Source organism: Actinoplanes sichuanensis, assembly GCF_033097365.1.
Taxonomy (GTDB): domain Bacteria; phylum Actinomycetota; class Actinomycetes; order Mycobacteriales; family Micromonosporaceae; genus Actinoplanes; species Actinoplanes sichuanensis.
In genome coordinates this window covers 2,315,267-2,333,107 of sequence record NZ_AP028461.1, presented here as the reverse complement: position 1 = coordinate 2,333,107, position 17,841 = coordinate 2,315,267, and the positions used below count along the sequence as shown (strand labels likewise).

At 70.8% G+C, this 17,841-nt stretch carries 20 protein-coding genes and 1 riboswitch; of the genes, 13 read left to right on the top strand and 7 right to left on the bottom strand.

Features of this window, described 5'->3' with window-relative positions; genetic code table 11:
- Nucleotides 1-36: 36 nt before the first annotated feature.
- From Q0Z83_RS10345 to Q0Z83_RS10330, 4 genes are all read left to right on the top strand, one after another.
- Nucleotides 37-432: a GntR family transcriptional regulator gene (locus Q0Z83_RS10345; protein WP_317793629.1), complete on the top strand. Its 396-nt coding sequence runs from the start codon at nucleotides 37-39 to the stop codon at nucleotides 430-432.
- Nucleotides 429-1,262: an ABC transporter ATP-binding protein gene (locus tag Q0Z83_RS10340; protein WP_317793628.1), complete on the top strand. Its 834-nt coding sequence runs from the start codon at nucleotides 429-431 to the stop codon at nucleotides 1,260-1,262. The genes Q0Z83_RS10345 and Q0Z83_RS10340 overlap by 4 nt, the downstream gene beginning before the upstream one ends.
- A 7-nt stretch (nucleotides 1,263-1,269) precedes the next feature.
- Entirely contained in the window at nucleotides 1,270-2,247 is a 978-nt protein-coding gene (locus Q0Z83_RS10335; RefSeq protein ID WP_317793627.1) for an ABC transporter permease subunit, read from the top strand.
- Between the two features lie 89 nt (nucleotides 2,248-2,336).
- Nucleotides 2,337-3,335 carry a hypothetical protein gene (locus tag Q0Z83_RS10330; RefSeq protein ID WP_317793626.1) on the top strand — a complete coding sequence of 333 codons (999 nt, stop codon included), beginning with the start codon at nucleotides 2,337-2,339 and terminating at the stop codon, nucleotides 3,333-3,335.
- Here Q0Z83_RS10330 and Q0Z83_RS10325 read toward each other — a convergent pair.
- Nucleotides 3,322-3,852, bottom strand: a complete 531-nt coding sequence (locus Q0Z83_RS10325; protein WP_317793625.1) for a TetR/AcrR family transcriptional regulator — start codon at nucleotides 3,850-3,852, stop codon at nucleotides 3,322-3,324. The genes Q0Z83_RS10330 and Q0Z83_RS10325 overlap by 14 nt on opposite strands.
- Nucleotides 3,853-3,958: 106 nt before the next feature.
- On the opposite strand from Q0Z83_RS10325, the gene Q0Z83_RS10320 reads away from it, so the two are divergent.
- Together Q0Z83_RS10320 and Q0Z83_RS10315 are read left to right on the top strand one after the other, a co-directional pair.
- Nucleotides 3,959-4,843: a TIGR03564 family F420-dependent LLM class oxidoreductase gene (locus Q0Z83_RS10320; protein WP_317793624.1), complete on the top strand. Its 885-nt coding sequence runs from the start codon at nucleotides 3,959-3,961 to the stop codon at nucleotides 4,841-4,843.
- Between the two features lie 10 nt (nucleotides 4,844-4,853).
- On the top strand, nucleotides 4,854-5,477 hold the full coding sequence (locus Q0Z83_RS10315) for an MBL fold metallo-hydrolase (protein ID WP_317793623.1): 624 nt from the start codon (nucleotides 4,854-4,856) through the stop codon (nucleotides 5,475-5,477).
- 13 nt (nucleotides 5,478-5,490) lie between these two features.
- Here the strand turns inward: Q0Z83_RS10315 and Q0Z83_RS10310 are convergent, their stop codons facing one another.
- The 4 genes from Q0Z83_RS10310 to Q0Z83_RS10295 form a co-directional block, all read right to left on the bottom strand.
- Entirely contained in the window at nucleotides 5,491-6,063 is a 573-nt protein-coding gene (locus Q0Z83_RS10310) for a class I SAM-dependent methyltransferase (RefSeq protein WP_317793622.1), read from the bottom strand.
- A gap of 164 nt (nucleotides 6,064-6,227) precedes the next feature.
- Entirely contained in the window at nucleotides 6,228-6,716 is a 489-nt protein-coding gene (locus tag Q0Z83_RS10305; protein ID WP_317793621.1) for a peptide deformylase, read from the bottom strand.
- A gap of 21 nt (nucleotides 6,717-6,737) precedes the next feature.
- Nucleotides 6,738-7,280, bottom strand: coding sequence for a sigma-70 family RNA polymerase sigma factor (locus Q0Z83_RS10300; protein ID WP_317793620.1), 543 nt, complete (start codon nucleotides 7,278-7,280; stop codon nucleotides 6,738-6,740).
- A gap of 176 nt (nucleotides 7,281-7,456) precedes the next feature.
- A complete protein-coding gene (locus Q0Z83_RS10295) occupies nucleotides 7,457-8,701 on the bottom strand; it encodes a chorismate-binding protein (protein WP_317793619.1) in 1,245 nt (414 codons plus the stop codon).
- A gap of 119 nt (nucleotides 8,702-8,820) precedes the next feature.
- Between Q0Z83_RS10295 and Q0Z83_RS10290 the strand changes: the two genes are divergently transcribed.
- On the top strand, nucleotides 8,821-9,021 hold the full coding sequence (locus Q0Z83_RS10290) for a DUF5999 family protein (protein WP_093621362.1): 201 nt from the start codon (nucleotides 8,821-8,823) through the stop codon (nucleotides 9,019-9,021).
- Nucleotides 9,022-9,135: 114 nt separating this feature from the next.
- Here the strand turns inward: Q0Z83_RS10290 and gcvP are convergent, their stop codons facing one another.
- Nucleotides 9,136-11,943, bottom strand: coding sequence for an aminomethyl-transferring glycine dehydrogenase (gene gcvP, locus Q0Z83_RS10285; protein ID WP_317793618.1), 2,808 nt, complete (start codon nucleotides 11,941-11,943; stop codon nucleotides 9,136-9,138).
- A 77-nt stretch (nucleotides 11,944-12,020) separates the two neighbouring features.
- Nucleotides 12,021-12,108, bottom strand: a riboswitch (glycine riboswitch).
- 49 nt (nucleotides 12,109-12,157) lie between these two features.
- On the opposite strand from gcvP, the gene mgrA reads away from it, so the two are divergent.
- The 3 genes from mgrA to Q0Z83_RS10270 are packed head-to-tail and all read left to right on the top strand — an operon-like array spanning nucleotide 12,158 to nucleotide 14,630.
- Nucleotides 12,158-13,153 (top strand): L-glyceraldehyde 3-phosphate reductase, encoded by a 996-nt coding sequence (gene mgrA, locus Q0Z83_RS10280; RefSeq protein WP_317793617.1) that lies wholly within the window; start codon nucleotides 12,158-12,160, stop codon nucleotides 13,151-13,153.
- A gap of 17 nt (nucleotides 13,154-13,170) precedes the next feature.
- Nucleotides 13,171-13,845 carry a nucleotidyltransferase domain-containing protein gene (locus Q0Z83_RS10275; protein ID WP_317793616.1) on the top strand — a complete coding sequence of 225 codons (675 nt, stop codon included), beginning with the start codon at nucleotides 13,171-13,173 and terminating at the stop codon, nucleotides 13,843-13,845.
- Nucleotides 13,842-14,630 carry a nucleotidyltransferase domain-containing protein gene (locus tag Q0Z83_RS10270; RefSeq protein WP_317793615.1) on the top strand — a complete coding sequence of 263 codons (789 nt, stop codon included), beginning with the start codon at nucleotides 13,842-13,844 and terminating at the stop codon, nucleotides 14,628-14,630. Before Q0Z83_RS10275 ends, Q0Z83_RS10270 begins: the two co-directional genes overlap by 4 nt.
- On the opposite strand, the gene Q0Z83_RS10265 is transcribed toward Q0Z83_RS10270, so the two are convergent.
- Nucleotides 14,585-15,253, bottom strand: coding sequence for a hypothetical protein (locus tag Q0Z83_RS10265; protein ID WP_317793614.1), 669 nt, complete (start codon nucleotides 15,251-15,253; stop codon nucleotides 14,585-14,587). The genes Q0Z83_RS10270 and Q0Z83_RS10265 overlap by 46 nt on opposite strands.
- Before the next feature lie 38 nt (nucleotides 15,254-15,291).
- Here Q0Z83_RS10265 and Q0Z83_RS10260 point away from each other — a divergent pair, with 38 nt between their 5' ends.
- Genes Q0Z83_RS10260 through Q0Z83_RS10250 form a run of 3 tightly spaced genes read left to right on the top strand, consistent with a single transcriptional unit; the run spans nucleotide 15,292 to nucleotide 17,833 of the window.
- Nucleotides 15,292-16,299 carry an aldo/keto reductase gene (locus Q0Z83_RS10260; protein WP_317793613.1) on the top strand — a complete coding sequence of 336 codons (1,008 nt, stop codon included), beginning with the start codon at nucleotides 15,292-15,294 and terminating at the stop codon, nucleotides 16,297-16,299.
- Complete coding sequence (locus tag Q0Z83_RS10255; protein ID WP_317793612.1) at nucleotides 16,296-16,877, top strand: pentapeptide repeat-containing protein; 582 nt, start codon at nucleotides 16,296-16,298, stop codon at nucleotides 16,875-16,877. Before Q0Z83_RS10260 ends, Q0Z83_RS10255 begins: the two co-directional genes overlap by 4 nt.
- Nucleotides 16,877-17,833 carry a hypothetical protein gene (locus tag Q0Z83_RS10250; protein WP_317793611.1) on the top strand — a complete coding sequence of 319 codons (957 nt, stop codon included), beginning with the start codon at nucleotides 16,877-16,879 and terminating at the stop codon, nucleotides 17,831-17,833. The genes Q0Z83_RS10255 and Q0Z83_RS10250 overlap by 1 nt, the downstream gene beginning before the upstream one ends.
- Nucleotides 17,834-17,841: the final 8 nt, after the last annotated feature.

Here is a 17,841-nt window from a genome sequence, read left to right as displayed (position 1 = left end):
AGTACACCGACACAGAAGAAGGGTGGTCGATGCCGCGTGTTCGCGTTCCGGCTGGACGCAAGGTCGGGAGTACCGACGTATCTGCAGCTCGTCGATCAGGTACGCCGCGGGCTGCTGCTCGGCTACCTGGTCGACGGCGACCGGCTGCCGACGGTTCGTGAGGTGGCCGCCACTCTGGTGATCAATCCGAACACGGTCGCCAAGGCCTACCGGGATCTGGAGCGGGCCGGTCTGGCCGCCCCGCGTGCCGGTCAGGGCACCTTCGTGGTCGGCAGCGTCGACCAGGTTCCGGCCGCCACCTACGTCAAGCTGTCGCACGGTCTGCGCGGCTGGCTGCGCACCGCCCACGACGCGGGCCTCGACCACGATCAGATCCGCGCCCTGGTCACCGCCACCCTCGACGACGACCAGGCGCAGGCGGGCGCGGCATGACCGGCGAAGCCGCCCTGTGCGCCACCGGGCTGGGCCGCCGCTACCGCCGCAACTGGGCACTGCGCGACTGCACTCTGGAGCTGCCGCAGGGCCGCATCATCGGACTGGTCGGCGCGAACGGCGCGGGCAAGACCACCCTGCTGCACCTGGCGATCGGCCTGCTCGAGCCGACCGAGGGCACGGTGACGGTGTTCGGCCGTCCGGCCGCGGTCGACCAGGTGGGGTTCGTCGCCCAGGACCACCCGCTGTACTCCGGGTTCACCGTCGCCGACATGATCCGTTTCGGACGTTCACTGAATCCACGCTTCGACCAGGCCGGGGCCGAACGACGCCTGACGGACCTCGACATCCCGCTCGGTCGCAAGGCGGGCGCGCTCTCCGGCGGCCAGCAGGCCCAGGTGGCGCTCACCCTCGCGCTGGCCAAGCAGCCGCGCCTGCTGATCCTGGACGAGCCGGTGGCCAGCCTCGACCCGCTGGCCCGCCGCGAGGTGATGCGGACCCTGGTCGACGCGGTCGCCGAGTCCGACCTGACCGTCCTGCTCTCCTCGCACGTGGTCGCCGAACTCGAACGGGTCTGCGACCACCTGGTGCTGCTGCATCAGGGCCGGGTGCGCCTGACCGGCGACATCGACGACCTGCTGGCCGAGCATCGGCTGCTGACCGGACCGCGCACCGGCGAGACCGCGCCCGGCGTCATCGCCGCCACCCACGGCGAACGCAGCAGCAACCTGCTGGTCCGCCAGCCGCCGGGCGTACCGGCGCATCCCCGCTGGGAATCGCACCCGGTCAGCCTGGAAGACCTGGTGCTGGCCTATCTGGACGAGAGGTAGACCCGCCGTGTACTGGCTGACCTGGCGGCAGCACCGCATGGAACTCCTGGTCGCGGCCGCCCTGCTGCTGCTCGCCGCGCTCCCGCTGATCGTCACCGGCGTGACGATGCACGAGCAGTACCGGTCCGACGGCATCGCGGCGTGCGTCGCCGATCCGGCGAGCCGGGGCGGCTGCGGGCAACTGATCGAGCAGTTCGTCGATCGGTACGACCAGTGGGCGAACCGCCTGTTGTGGGGCGCCTTCCTGCCCGCCCTGGCCGGCACCTTCGTCGGTGCTCCCCTGCTGGCCCGCGAGTACGAGCAGGGCACCTGGCGGTTGGCGTTCACCCAGAGCGTGTCGCGGACCCGCTGGCTGCTGACGAAGCTGGCCCTGGTCGGCTCGGCGGTCGTCGTGGTCGGGGCCGCGTTCGGCGCCCTGTTCACGTGGTGGCGCGGACCACTGAACGAGATCGACGGCCGGCTGGGCGCCATCTCGTTCCTGATCGCGTCACCGAGCCTGGCCGCGGCCGGTCTGTTCGCGTTCGCCACCGGTGTGCTGGCCGGTGCGCTGCTGCGCCGCACGATCGTGGCCATGGCGGCCGCGCTCGGTACCTTCCTCGCGGTGCGGCTGCCGTTGGAGGAGTACGTCCGCCCGCACTATCAGGCTCCCCTGGTCCGGATCACCGACCCGCAGCCGGGCGTCGAGACGGCCCGGCTGCCGGACACCGACTGGATCGTGCAGAACAGCTGGGTCGACGCGGCCGGGCACCGGCTCACCGACGGCGAGGAGTCGGCGATCATCAGGCAGGTGTACGGCGGCGCCGACGCGCTCTACAGCTCGGATGCCCGGGTGGAGAGCTTCATGATCGATCACGGTCTCCGGCACTGGACCGAATACCACCCGGACAGCAGCTTCTGGACCTTCCAGGCCATCGAGGCGGGTGGCTTCGTGGCCCTGGCCGTCGTCTTCCTGGCCGTGGCGGTATGGCTGGTCCGTCGATCCTGAACCACTGGTCCGCCGATCCGGAACCATCGGTGTCCAACGGTGTCCAACGCACGCCGGGATCCCGCCGCTGCTCCGGTTGGATGACGGCCATGGTGGCGTACAGCGGGTTCGGTTTCCTGGTGATGGTGTGGTGGGCGGTGCTCGCCGGCACGTTCTTCGTCACCGTCGACGGCAATGCGGGCGACTGGGTCCGGGCCTGCCTGAACACCGCGATCGCGGCGCTCGTGGTGGCGGCGGTCAACCTGGTCCTCGCGCTGGGCGTCAACCGGGACGAGAACGGCTGGACCGGCCGGCACAGCACGAGCGGGACCCCGCTGCAGGGCCAGACCCCGGTCTTCCTCGCGACGGCGGCCGGACTGCTACTGGCCTGGGCCACCCAGTGGATCACCTGGCCGGGCGCGGTCCTCGGACTCCTGCTGGTGGTCGGCGCCTACTACGCGGTGCCGGCGATCCGGCGGGGCCGCGAGCGGTCCCGGATCTCGGCGCGGCGCCGGGCGGCCGCCGAGGACGTCCACGGGCTGTCGTTCCGTCGGGACCTGCCGGAACTGACGGCACGCTGGACGTTGGCGGGGCCGCGCGCCACGTCACCGGGTTCGGTCGCCGGGATGCTGAACGCGCCGTCGAAGGCGGCCCTGCGCCACCCGTTCGCGGTGGCCTCCGGCGTATCGGAGGGTCGTCCGTTCACCATTGCCGACGCCTACGTCACGATGCCGTTCGCGGTCTGCGGACCGTGGCAGCAGCGCCTGATCACGGTCTGCGCCGTACACCTCGGCATCGCCCTGCCGCACACCCGGATCACGCTCGCCGAGGGCGAGGTCTGGTGCGACACGGAGGCGCCGGCGGTCGCGCAGCAACTGCTGACCACCGAGCTACTGTCGGCGATGATCCAGATCGGTCTGGTGTCGATCGAGTTCCAGGGCCGCGACGCCCTGGTCATGCTGGAACTCGAACGCGTCCACCCGGATCCGGACGGCCGGGCTCTCGGCACCGTCGAGCAACTCCTCGCGGTGACCGCCGTCCTGCCCGCTCACCTGTCCGGCTGGACCGCCGAACTGCCCGGCCTGCCGACGACGGTCACCGCCGGCTGACCCGCAGACCGCGCGTCACCAGCCCGAGCAGCCTGTCGAGCCGCCCCTGCTCCGCCGGGGCACGCTCGCTGGCCCACGCGACGGCGTTGACCACGGTGAGCACGTCGTCGATCCGGTCCGGGGAGCCGGCCCGCTCCAGCAGTGCGGCACCGACCGCGCTGATCTCGTCGTGGCAGGCGGCCAGGGCCGTTCCGGCGCCGTCGAGCAACTCGGTGGCGACCAGGCCGCGCATCGAGGTCGCATGCACGGCCACGGCCCGCAGCCAGGTGCGCAGAGCCTCGGCCGGGTCCGGGTCGCCGCACAGGTCCCGGCCGGTGGCGCAGAGCGCGGCGACGTCCTCGGCGATGATCGCGACGAGCAGCGCCTGCGCCGACGGGAAGTGCCGGTACAGCGTGCCGGCGCCCACCCCGGCACGCTGCGCGATCTTGTTGAGCGACGCGCCCGCCCCGTGCGCGGTGAACTCGGCCCGGGCCGCCGCGAGCACCCGTTCCCGGTTCTGCTGAGCGTCACTACGCATCCGACCGCCCCCGCCATCTGTCGTCGGCTCCCGCGTTGCCATCCGGAGAGCCTCTCCGTATGCTACCGCCCAACAACCGGAGAAGCTCTCCGCTAAAGGAGCAGGCATGCGGACAAGCATCATGATCGGCGAGGTGCGCGGCCCGGTGACCGCCGCCGGACTACGCGAACAGGCCGCCGCAGCCCACGGCCTCGACGGCATCTGGGCAGCTCAGGCCCTCGGCTGGGACGCGCTCACCGCCCTGACGGTGGCCGGCACACAGCAAGCCGGCATCCCGCTCGGCACCGCGGTGGTCCCGGTCCGCCAGCGTCACCCGCTGGTCCTGGCGAGCCAGGCTCTCAGCGTCCAGGCCGCCACCGGCGGACGCCTCACTCTCGGCATCGGCGTGGGCATCGGCGCCATGGTCACCGCAATGTTCGGCCTCCCGGCCGCCCACCCGGCCCGCTACCTGCGGGAATACCTATCGGCGTTGCTGCCGCTCCTGCGCGGCGAGCCGGTCACGGTGTCCGGCGATTTTCTGACCCTCAGCGGTACGGTCGACCTGCCCACTGATCCACCTGAGGTTCTGGTGGCCGCCCTGAGTCCTGTGCTGCTGCACCTGGCCGGTTCGCTGACGGCCGGAACCGTGACGTGGATGGCCGGTCCCCGAACCCTGGAATCCCATGTGGTCCCCCGGGTCACCGCGGCAGCCGGTACCCGAACCCCACGAATCGTCGCCGCCCTGCCGGTGTGCGTGACCACCGACCCGGCCGCGGCGCGCGACCACGTGGCGACCAGGTTCGGCCTGGCCGCCCGGGTCCCCGAGTACCGGGCGGTCCTGGACCGCGAGAACGCGGCGGGCCCTGAGGACGTGGCCGTGATCGGCGACGAGCACACCGTCCGGACCGCTTTACGACGCCTGGCCGAGACGGGCATCACCGAGTTCGTGGCGGCCCCGGTCGGCACCCCGGCCGAACAGCACCGGACCACCGAACTCCTGCGCACCGCATAGGGTGCGACCCATGCGACTGGTCAAGTTCACGCACGCCTGCGTCCGCCTCGAGGACGGCGACCGCCGCCTGCTGGTGGACCCGGGGGAATGGGCCGAACCCGAGGCGTTCGACGGGGTGACCGACATCCTGGTGACCCACGAACACGACGACCACCTGGACCTGAACCGCATCGTGGAACTGGCCGCCACCCGCCCGCTGCGTCTGCACGGCCCGGCCTCGGTGCGAGATCTCGCCGGTCTCGGCGACCTCGTGACCACGGTCGAGGCCGGAGACGTGTTCGAGGTGGCCGGGTTCGCGGTGACCGCGGTCGGCGGGCGGCACGCCGAGATCATCGACGGCCTGCCCGGCTGCCCCAACCTCGGCTACGTCATCGACGGCGTCTACCACCCGGGCGACTCGTATTTCGTGCCCGACATCCCGGTCCACACGCTGCTGGTCCCGGCCGCCGCCCCGTGGGGCCGACACCGCGAGGCGATCGAGATGACCCGCGCCATCGCCCCGGCCCGGGCCTTCCCGATCCACGACCGGGCCCTGTCCACAGACGTCGGTTACGGCAATTTCGACGCCTGGATGGAGTCGAAGGCCGGCACCTCCTACTCCCGGATCCCCCTCGGCCGGTCGGCGAGCCTGTGACCGGCCCGGGCCCTCAGCGGGTGAAGACGGCCCGCCAGCGGGTGGGCAGGGTGGTTCCGGTGGCGTCGACCAGGTCCACCGAGGCGGGGCGTAGGCCGTCGGCGGCGAAGGCGTCGATCTCGACTCGGGTCAGCGGCCACGGCGGACCGTCACCGGCGCTGTCGATGCGGGTCGTCGCGGCGGCCAGCACGATCAGGGTGCCGCCCGGCGCCACGAAGGCGCCGACGGCCGGGATCGCGGCGGCCCGGATCGGGGCCGGCAGCGCCTGGATGTTGTTGCTCTCCAGGACCAGATCGAAGGCATGCCGCCAATCGGCGGGCGGGTCGAGCAGGTCGGCGACCAGGTAGTCGACGGTGGTGCCGGGGTGCCGTTCGCGGGCCAGGTCGATGGCGGTGGCCGAGATGTCGAAAGCGGTCACCCGGTAGCCGAGCCCGGCCAGGTATTCGGCGTCCCGGCCGGGGCCGCACCCGACGACGAGCGCCCGGCGGCCCTCTCCGGCGGGCAGGTCGAGCGCCCGCAGGTGGGCACTGGGCGCGGGCACGTCCCACGGGACTTCGGCCTGACCGGCACGCGATTCGGCGTACAACTGCTCGAACCAACCGGTGGGGTCGCCCGCCGCAAGTGAGGCCGCGGCGATCCGACGCGCATCGCCCGCCGAAGGCGAAGCCGGGCCCGCCGAAGGCGAAACCGGCGTCACCGAAGGCGCGGAAGGTCCCGCCGAGGGCGAGGGCGAGGCGGGTGAGTCCGGGATCATCGGGGGACGACCCGGCGCATCTCGCGGAGGGCCTGGCGGCGGACGTCGCCGGTGAGGGTGTCGACGTAGAGGCGGCCGTCGAGATGGTCGGTCTCGTGCTGCAGCGCGCGGGCCAGGTAGCCGGTGCCCTTGATGACGAGCGGCTCGCCGTGCACGTCGAAGCCGCGGGCGACGACGCTGTCGAACCTCCGGGTGTCGTAGCCGAGGCCGGGCAGCGACAGGCAGCCCTCCTCTTCGGTCTGCTCGCCGGCGTGGCCGCTGAGCACCGGATTGACCAGGTGGCCGACCACACCGCCGACGTTGTAGGAGAAGACCCGCAGGCTGACGCCGATCTGCGGGGCGGCGACCCCGGCCCGGCCGGGTACGCGGACGGTGTCCTCCAGGTCGCGGACGAGCTCGCGCAACTGCGGGCCGAAGTCGGTGACCTCGTCGGCGGGCGTACGCAGGACCGGGTCACCGAAAATCCGAATGGGCCGTACTGTCATGCCCCAAAGGCTATCCGGTCGTTACGCGGCGAAGAGGGCCGGGCGTTCGGTCAGCAGCATATGGCGCAATTTGATCAGCGAGCGGCGGGTCTGCGACTTGACCACGGTGATCGGCACGTCCAGTTCGGCGGCGACCTGTTCCACGCTGTGGTCGGCGAAGTAGCGCAGCATCACGATGGCCCGGTCACGCACCGGGAGCCGGGCGAGGGCGTCGAGCAGCGTGAGCCGCAACTCGGGGCTGATCGAGTAGGCGGGCTCGCGCAACTCCCCGGAGACGCTCTCGGTGGAGCTGCGACGGCGCCGGTGGTCCAGATAGACCCGCAACAGGACCTTCTGGGCGTACGCCACCAGGTTGTCACTGTCGACGGCCCGCTCCCAGCTCAGGAACAGCTTGGTCAGGGTGGTCTGGGTGAGGTCCTGGGCGAGGTGCCAGTCGCGGCAGAGCTGGAAGGCGGTGCTGTGCAGGCGGGCACTGCTGAGGTGGGCGAAGGCCGTGAAGTCGGCCCGCACGGGCCGGATGGTGGCCCGGATCGGGGCGACCGGGTGGTCGAGAAGCTCAAGCATGTCCGCGATCTCGTCTCTCTGCCAGCCACCGGGCACGCAGGGTGCCACTGTGGACCGTCTCGGTGCCGCGCGGACGTCAAAGTACGCGCTCAACCCCCTGTCGTGGGGGCGGATGCCGACAGTGGCACGCATTCGGTAGAGACGGCTCGGAGATCGCTATGAGCGGGCTGTGCAGGTCAGCGGCCTCGCAGAGCGGCGCGGACCGGACCGGTCTTGGCGGCGGCCTCATCCACTTCAGCGACCGGGTCGCTGTCGATGGTGATACCGCCGCCGGCCCAGGCGTGGGCCCGGGAGCCGTCGACGGCCACGGTCCGGATGCTCAGGCCGAGATCGAGGTGGTCGTGGCCGATCCAGCCGAGCGCGCCCATGCTGACGCCCCGGCCGACCGGTTCGAGGGCGGCGATCCGGGCCAGGGCGGCGAGTTTCGGGGCGCCGGTGACGCTGCCGCCGGGGCAGACGGCCCGCAGCAGGTCGGCGAGACCCACACCGGGGTCGAGGTCGGCGGACACCACCGACTCCGCCTGCCATAGACCCGACCACTCGCGTACGGCGAACAGCTCGTCCACCCGCACCGGCCCGGTCCCCGGAAGCCGGGCGAGGTCGTTGCGTTCCAGGTCGACGATCATCACGTGCTCGGCGCGTTCCTTGGCCGAGGCGAGCAGTTCCCGGCGGCCGGCGGCGGTGGCCGGGCGGGTGCCCTTGATCGGCCGGGTGACGACCCGCCCGTCCCGGACCTCGACGAGGGTCTCCGGGGAGGCGGTGGCGATGGCCCAGCCGTCCCCGGCCAGGACCCCGCCGTACCGGGCGCCGGCCAGTGCGGCGACGCGGCGCAGGGCCGGGCCGGGATCACCGGTGTACGCCGCCGACCCGTGCCCGACGATGTTGACCTGGTAGACGTCGCCGCGCCGGATGGCGGCCCGGACCTGCTCGACGGCGGCGGCGTGCTCGTCGCGGGTCCAGCTCTCCCGCCACGGCCCGAGACTCCACGATTCGGTCCGGCCCGACTGCCGCGACCCGAGACCCCACGGCGAGGCGGACATGTCACCGGACGGTGTGACATCCCGGGCATGTCGGTAAACAACGGCGTATACATCAGGAATGCCGGGCACAGGAGAGCGCGATCCGATGACACCGCCTGCCATCACGGCCCCAGCATCGGCCGATACGTAGAGTGATGCCCCACAGATCTCGCCATCGCCGATCGTCTGGTATTTGTCACCCGTTCGGCCGAGGTTACGCACCGGTAGTCCGTTGTCGGCGAGGAACTGCGCCACAAGCTCGGCAGGGTCATCGGGATCACCCCGATGCCATCGAAAGGCGCTTAACGCGTGGTGACGGGCGTGGCAGCCGGCCGGCGCGCCCGGCGGACGGCCGATCGGAGGTAGCGGACAGTGGTCGACGACCGCTCCGGCGTGGAGCATGGGAACCGAGGATCCGCGAGCCGACGCCGTCACCGGGTTGAACCAGTGTCGTTCGATGTGAGGTAACGTTCGTCACCGCAATTGTGAACCTTCACACAGCCCCCAACCGGAGTAAACCGATGTGCCAGCACCTGATCACCTGCCCCCCAGCCGACGCCACCGACCGTGAGGCCGCGCGCATCATCGCGACCTTCCAGGAGCAGGGATGGAGCCTGCTCTGCAACGGCGTCATCGTCTTCGAGGACACCGGTGAGCTGCTGCCCGACGGCACCACGATCGAGCCGCACCGCGGGCCGGCCGTACACGCCCTGGCAGCCTGAGACACTTCACGACACGCGACGCAGCGTAGTCAATCGAGGACCACGGAAGCAGCGCAGGCCGCGATCACCGACGACCGCGACCTGCGCAACGGGAAAAACTGAGCCCTCGGGCGGTCAGTCCTCGAAAGCTTCCGGCGACGGGCAGGAACACACCAGATTCCGGTCGCCGAAGGCCCCGTCGATACGCCGAACCGGCGGCCAGTACTTCGCCGTCCGGTCCACGCCCTCCGGGAAACCGGCCACGGAGCGTGAATACGGGTGGGTCCACTCGTCAGCCGTCACCGCCGACGCCGTGTGCGGCGCGTTCGCGAGCGGGTTGTCACCCGCCGGCCACTCACCGGCCGCCACCTTGTCGATCTCGCCCTTGATGGCGATCATCGCGGCGATGAACCGGTCCAGCTCGGCGAGGTCCTCACTCTCGGTCGGCTCCACCATGAGCGTGCCGGCCACCGGGAAAGACATCGTCGGCGCGTGGAAGCCGTAGTCGATCAGCCGCTTCGCCACATCGTCCACGCTGACGCCGGTCGCCTTGGTGATCGGGCGCAGGTCGAGGATGCACTCGTGCGCGACCAGGCCGTTCTCCCCCGCGTACAGCACCGGGTAGTGCTCGCGCAGCCGGGCCGCGACGTAGTTGGCCGCCAGGACCGCCGACGCGGTCGCCGCCGCCAGACCGTCCGGGCCCATCATCCGGATGTACGCCCACGAGATCGGCAGAATGCCGGCTGAACCGTGCGCCGCCGCCGACACCGCGTGGTGATCGCCCGACTCGAGCGGGTCACCGGGCAGGAACTCGGCCAGATGCGCGCCGACCGCGACCGGGCCGACACCGGGGCCGCCGCCGCCGTGCGGGATGCAGAACGTCTTGTGCAGGTTCAGGTGCGACACGTCGGCGCCGAACTTGCCCGGCCGGGCGTAGCCGACCAGCGCGTTCAGGTTCGCGCCGTCCACGTACACCTGGCCGCCGGCCGCATGCACCTTCGCGCACAGGTCCGCGATGCTCGTCTCGTAGACGCCGTGGGTCGACGGGTAGGTCACCATGATCGCGGAGAGCTGGTCACGGTGCTTCTCGATCTTGGCGTCCAGGTCGGTGAGGTCGACGTTGCCGTCGGCGTCGCACGCGACCACGACGACCCGCATACCGGCCATCACGGCGCTGGCCGCGTTGGTGCCGTGCGCGCTCGACGGGATCAGGCAGACGTCACGGTGGGCCTCGCCGCGGGAACGGTGGTAGCCGCGAATCGCCAGCAGACCGGCCAGCTCACCCTGCGAACCGGCGTTCGGCTGGACGCTGACCGCGTCGTAACCGGTGATCTCGGCGAGCCACTGCTCCAGCTGGGCGACCAGGTGCTCGTAGCCCTCGACCTGGTTGCGCGGCGCGAACGGGTGGATGTTCGCGAACTCCGGCCAGGTGACCGCCTCCATCTCGGCGGTGGCGTTCAGCTTCATCGTGCACGAGCCCAGCGGGATCATGCCACGGTCCAGCGCGTAGTCACGGTCCGAGAGTCTGCGCAGGTAGCGCAGCATGCTGGTCTCGGAGTGGTGGGTGTTGAAGACCGGGTGCGTCAGGTACTCCGAGGTACGGGCCAGCGGGCGGGCGCCGCACTCGGCCGGCGTCGCCACCGGAACACCGAAGGCGGCCAGGACGGTCGCCACGTGCGCGTCGGTCGTGGTCTCGTCGGTGGAGATCGACACCCGATCGGCGTCCACCAGCAGCAGGTCGACACCGTCGGCGGCGGCCGCCTCGGCGATCCCGGCGGCACGGCCGGGAACGATCGCGGTGACGGTGTCGAAGAACGCGTCCGAACCGATCTCGATCCCGGCGGCGGTCAACGAACCGGCCAGGGTCAGCGCATGGCCGTGCACCCGCTTCGCGATGGCACGCAGACCGGCCGGGCCGTGGTAGACCGCGTACATACTCGCCATCACGGCCAGCAGCACCTGCGCGGTGCAGATGTTCGACGTCGCCTTCTCCCGGCGGATGTGCTGCTCACGGGTCTGCAGCGCCAGCCGGTAGGCCCGGTCGCCGTCGGCGTCCTTGGAGACGCCGACCAGACGGCCGGGCAGCGACCGCTCCAGGCCGGCGCGCACGGCCAGGTATCCGGCGTGCGGGCCGCCGAACCCCAGCGGCACACCGAACCGCTGCGTGGTGCCGGCGGCGATGTCCACACCGATCTCGCCCGGAGCCCGCAACAGCGTGAGGGCCAGCAGGTCGGCCGCGGCCGTGACCAGGGCACCCTTGGCGTGGGCGGCCTCGACCAGGGCGGCGTGGTCGCGCACCGCACCGGAGGCGCCCGGGTACTGCAGGTGCAGACCGAAGAAGTCCTCGGGCAGTTCGTCGCTCTCGACGTCGACCAGGACCACGTCGATGCCGAGCGGTTCGGCCCGGGTGCGCAGCACCGACAGGGTCTGCGGGAACGTGTCGGCGTCCACCGCGTACACGTTGCTCTTGCTCTTGGACGCGCGCCGGGCCAGCGTCATCGCCTCGGCGACCGCGGTCGCCTCGTCCAGCATCGACGCGTTCGCCGTGGTCAGCCCGGTCAGGTCGGTGACCACGGTCTGGAAGTTGAGCAGCGCCTCGAGGCGGCCCTGGCTGATCTCCGGCTGGTACGGCGTGTAGGCCGTGTACCACGCCGGGTTCTCCAACACGTTCCGCTTGATCACCGCGGGCGTGAAGGTGTTGTAGTAGCCCAGGCCGATCATCGGGGTGGCGAGCACGTTGCGGTCGGCGATCGACCGCAGCTCGGCGATCGTCTGCTCCTCGGAGATCCCGGCCGGGAGATCAAGCTCACCGTGGAAGCGGATCGACTCGGGGATCGCGGCGTCCATCAGCTGCTCGACCGAGCCGTAGCCGATCGCCTTCAGCATGGTGGTCTGCTCGTCGGTGTCCGGGCCGATGTGCCGGGAAACGAACGGGGACGTCATTGGCGACTCCTGGCGTGAGAAGGTCAAGAAGCAACCTCCCCCTCTGTCATACCCCGATCGCGGGCATTTCAGAGTTGCCAACCTGCGCGGTCCTTTTGCCTGAAAGTTTCCGGGGAGGATTTGCCTCTTCGGCGCCGCGTCAGCGGACTCTCCCGCGCTGGGAACCAACCTACCAGCGCCCATGGGGAAGATCGGGAGTCCTAGGGTGTGCGATGTGACGTACTTCCCTGCCGCCGACCGCTACGCCGACATGATCTACCGGCGTGCTGGTCGCAGCGGTCTCAAGCTTCCCGCCATCAGCCTGGGCCTCTGGCACAACTTCGGTGCCGGCCGGCCCGCCGACCGGCAGGCCGACATCGTCCGCCGGGCCTTCGACCTCGGCGTGACGCACTTCGACCTGGCCAACAACTACGGGCCGCCGCCGGGCAGTGCCGAGACCAACTTCGGACGCATCCTGGCCGCCGACTTCCGGGCGCACCGCGACGAGATGATCATCTCGACCAAGGCCGGTTACACCATGTGGGACGGCCCGTACGGCGACTGGGGCTCCCGCAAGTACCTGGTCTCGTCGCTGGACCAGTCCCTGCAGCGGATGGGCCTGGACTACGTCGACGTCTTCTACCACCACCGGCCCGACCCGGAGACCCCGCTCGAGGAGACGATGTCCGCGCTCGACGCGATCGTCCGCTCCGGCAAGGCCCTCTACGTCGGCATCAGCAACTACAAGAGCACCCAGGCCGCGCAGGCCGCCGGGATCCTGCGGGAGCTGGGCACGCCGCTGCTGATCCACCAGCCGTCCTACTCGATCCTCAACCGGTGGATCGAGCACGACCGGCTGCTGGACACCCTCGAGGACGCCGGGGCCGGGTGCATCGCGTTCAGTCCGCTGCAGCAGGGCCTGCTCACCGACCGCTACCTGACCGGCATTCCGGACGACTCGCGGATCCGGACCAGTGTGTTCCTCAACGAGAGCGCCCTCGACGGCAAGACCCTGGCCCGGCTGCACGCGCTCAACGACATCGCCAAGCGGCGCGGGCAGACGCTCGCCCAGTTGGCGCTGGCGTGGGCGCTGCGCGACCAGCGGATGACCAGCCTGATCATCGGCGCGTCGAGCGTGCCGCAGCTGGAGAACAACGTGGCCGCGCTGAACAACCTGTCACTCGACCAGAGCGAGCTGGACGAAATCGACGCGACGGTCCTTGATCTCTAGCCGTATCCTCCGGCCTCATGATCGAGCTCGTTGAACGGCACACGGCCCTGGCGGTCGTGGTCGGCTCCCGCGCCTATGGACTGGACGGGCCGGAGTCGGACCACGACCGTCGGGGTGTGTTCGTGGCGCCGACCCGCGACTTCTGGACCCTCGACAAGCCGCCCACCCACCTGGACGGGCCGGCCGAGGAGCAGTTCTCGTGGGAGATCGAGCGGTTCTGCACGCTCGCGCTGCAGGCCAACCCGACGGTTCTCGAGGTGCTGTGGTCGCCGCTGGTCACTTCTCGCAACTCCGACGGTGACGCGCTCGTCGGAGTCCGGAGCGCGTTCCTGTCCCGGCGGGTCGCCGAGACCTACGGCAGCTACGCGCGCGACCAGCTCACCAAGGTCGCCAACCGGCACGAGAAGACCGGGGAGATCAACTTCAAACAGGCCATGCACATGGTACGGCTACTGATGGCCGGCGTTCATGTGCTGCGTACCGGTGAGGTGCTGGTCGACGTCTCGGACCGGCGGGAGGAACTCCTGTCGATCAAGCGCGGCGAACGCCCCTGGGCCGAGGTGTCCGAGTGGGCCGGCCGGCTCCAGGACGAACTCGCCGACGCGGCCGCCTCCACGAGACTCCCCCAAGCCCCGGACCGGGCCGCTGTGGACCGGGTGCTCGTGGCCGTACGAGAAAGGAATCTCGGATGACCACCGTCGTGCCGGAGTGGGCCGCGGACGCCGCCACCGACCTGCCGTATCCCCTGGTCTTCGCGACCGTGAGCGGCGCGCATCTGTACGGGTTCGCCTCCGTCGACTCCGACCTGGACCTGCGCGCCTCGCACATCCTGCCGGCGCACGAGGTGGTCGGTCTGCGCACCGGCCCGGACACCCTCGAACGGTCCGGCATCCGCGACGGCGTCGAACTCGACGTGGTCAGCCACGACCTGCGCAAGTTCGCGAAGCTGTTCAACAGCCGCAACGGCTACGTGCTGGAGCAGCTCGTCTCGCCGCTGGTGGTGGTGACCTCGCCGCTGCACACCGCCCTCAAGGATCTCGCACCCCGGATGATCACCAGCGGACACGCGCACCACTATCTGGGGTTCTCGCACAGCCAGCAGCAGCTCTACCACAACACCGGCCGGATCAAGCCGGCCCTGTACACGCTGCGCGTGCTGCTCACCGGCATCCACCTGATGCGCACCGGCGAGGTGGTCTGCGACCTGGGCGTGCTGGGTTCCCGAATCCCTTACGTCCCGGACCTGATCGCCGCGAAACGCGAAGCCGAACACGGCCCGATGCCGGCCCGCGCCGCGGCATATCTGGCGGCCGACATCCCGGCGCTGCGCGCCGAGCTGGAGGAGGCCCGCGACGAGAGCAGACTCCCGGCTTACGCCGACCCGGCCGCCGTGGAGGCCCTGCACGAGCTGGTGGTGACCACCCGCCTCGGTCAGACGTCCGGGATGACGCTGACCAGCCCCTCCGAGGTGTCGTAGAACAGGAAGTCACGCAGCTCGGCCACCCGGTTCAGCTCGGCCGGGCGGCCGTTGCGTTCGACCAGGAACGGCTGCGCGGCGATTCGGTCGCGCAGCCCGCTGAACGGCCAGTCGGCGCCGAACAGGCGACGCAGCCGGGCCATCGTGGTGATGTCGCCGGGCCGCACCCGGTCGATCCAGATGTCGGCGTATGCGGGCAGCATCCACTCGCAACGCACCGGGCTGTGGTGACATCCCGGCAGGTGATCGACGACCGGCCGGCCCCGCTGCCCGAACCACCAGTCGCTGTCGACCGAGACCGAGTGGTCGAACCCCTCGGCATCGAAGGGCGCCGGAACGCCCACCAGTCGCACCGGCAGCCGGACGCCGTGCTCCTCGACGTAGTGGGCGAGTCCCTCGTGCCACATGTACCGGTCGCCGTCGGTCAGCAACCGCCGGCCGATCGAGCGGCCGCACAGCGTGCACCGGGCAGAGCTCCCGGACACCGCGATCATGGTGCCCGCTCGCAGATAGGCGACCGCCTCGTGGTCGACGTCATCGCTGACGAAGGCGCACACGTCCGGCCAGGGTTCGGCCGGGCCGAGGCCCGCCCAGTATCCGATCGTCCGGATCTTCCGTGTCACATTGGTGAATCTACGGGCGCGCTGGAAGGATCTGTCACATGGAGTACCGGTACGTCGGGGGCAGCGGGCTTCGGGTGAGCGAGCTGTGCCTCGGGACGATGACGTTCGGCAATGAGGCGGATGAGTCCGCCTCCCACGCGATCCTGGATCGGTATGTCGAGGCGGGCGGTGATTTCATCGACACCGCCGACGTCTACGCGGGCGGCGTCTCCGAGGAGATCATCGGGCGTTGGCTGGCGCGGCAGCGGCGTGACTCGCTGGTGATCGCGACCAAGGGGTTCTGGGCGACCGGTGACGCCGGCAACGACCACGGCGGCGGGCGCAAGCACCTCATCTCGGCGGTCGAGGCCAGCCTGCGGCGGCTCGGCACCGACTACATCGACCTCTACCAGCTGCACTGTTTCGACGAGACGACACCCGTCGAGGAGACCCTGTCGACGCTGGACACGCTCGTGCGTACCGGCAAGGTCAGGCATCTCGGGGTGTCCAACTATGCGGCGTGGCAGTTGCAGAAGTCGGTGGACGTGGCCCGGTTCCGTGGGTGGGAGCCGTTCGTGGCCGCGCAGCCGCTCTACAACCTGATCGACCGGGAGATCGAGACCGAGTTCGTGCCGGTCTGCCGCAACGAGGGGGTCGGGATCATCCCGTGGTCGCCGCTGCGGGGTGGCTGGCTCTCCGGCAAGTACCGGCGCGGCATGACGTCGGCCCCGGCCGGCAGCCGGTGGGACGGTGACAAGCAGCCGTGGCTCGGCAACTGGCAGGACAGCGTCGACGGGCGGGTGTGGGCGGTCACCGACGCGCTGCTCGACGTCGCGTCCACGGTCGGGCGCAGCCCGGCCCAGGTGGCGTTGCGCTGGCTGGGGCAGCGGCCCGGGGTGACCGCCCCGATCATCGGCGCCCGGACCACCGAGCAGCTCGCCGACAACCTGGGCGCGACCGGCTGGAGTCTCGACGACAAGCACCTGGAGCAGCTGACCGCGGCCGGCGAGCAGCCGCTGCCGTACCCGCACGCCTACCTGGCCCGGTCGCCGCGACGCCGCGCATGAGGACGCTCACCACCCGCGACTGGGATGCCGGGGCCGGTAAGGAGAAGCGGCACGAGGGCGTCCAGTTCTCCGGGCTCGACCTGTGCGAGACCGACCTGGAGGGCATCGAGTTCTCCGAGTGTGTGTTCCGCGACGGCCGGTTCAACTGCGCGCAGGCGGTCGATGTGGCGTTCCTGAACTGCCGGTTCGTGAACTGCAACTTCTTCGACGCGACGTTCACCAACTGCAAGGCGGTCGGCAGTGGTTTCGAGGGCTGCGGCTTCGACCTGACCACGGTCGACGGCGGGGACTGGTCGTTCATCGTGCTGCCCCGCGCCGACCTGGGCAGCGCCACGTTCACCGGGGTGCGGATGCGGGAGGCCGACCTGACCGGGGTCCGGGCCCGCAACGGCACCATGCGCGGCCTGGACCTGTCGGCGGCCCAGCTGACCGGCGCCGACTTCACCGGTTGCGACCTGCGCGGCACCGACCTGCAGTCCTTCGACCCGCGCACGGTGGAGATGCGCAACGCGGTGATCACCGCCGACCAGGCGGTGACCCTGGCGATGTCGCTGGGCCTGCAGATCCGCGACGCCTGATGGCTTACACCACCCCGCCGCGTCCGGTCGACATCGCCGCCCTCTTCCCGGAGCTGCGGGCCTACGCCGCCACGACCACCCGGCTGCATCCTCGGCCGGGTGGGCCGACGGCCGCGGACAGTTCGGTCGGCGGGCCGCTGCTGTGGCCGGCCGACGAGGCTTGGCCGTTCTGCCATGACCGCGCCAAGCATTACGTGAGCAGCTTGCACACCCCGGCCGTCGTCCGGCGCTCCCGCGAGATCCGCGCGGCGGCGCATGGCCGCGACTACACCGCCGCCGAGCGGGCCGAGATGCCGGGCTGGGACTTCTCCGAGCCGCACCATCTGGTCGACCAGCCGATCCCGCTGATCCCGGTCGCCCAGTTGTACCGGCGGGACGTCCCGGATTTCGCCGGGCCGGACGACTGCGACCTGCTCCAGGTGCTGTGGTGCCCGCTGGACCACCCGGCCGACGACTACAACCCCCGGGTGCGGGTGCTCTGGCGGCGCAGCGCCGACGTGACCGAGGTGCTCGGCACCCCGCCGGAGCCGCCGGTCGTGGTCGAGCACTACCTGCCGGCGACGTGCGCGGTCTTCCCCGAACAGGTGACCGAGTATCCGTCGTCGGACCTGCTCCCCGACGATCTCCGCGAACGCATCGATGCCTGGGACGAGGAAGAGGATTTATTCCACTTCCACCTCTCCCTCGTGCCCGGCTGGAAGGTCGGTGGCTACCCCGACTGGTCGGTGGGCGCCGATCCGGAGGTCACCTGCGTGGAATGCGGCGCCAAGCCGGTCCTGCTCCTCGCGGTGTCCGGCGGCGAGTGGGCACGCGAGGGCGACAGTTGGCGCCCGGTCGAGGAGCCACCTCATGCCGAGTACAACCCGCCCGAGGTCGTCATCGGCCGGGGCTGGGACCTGAACGTCATGCGCTGCCCGGAGTCGTTCGACCACCCGGTCGTCGCGCTCGGCCCGTAGTCCCAGCC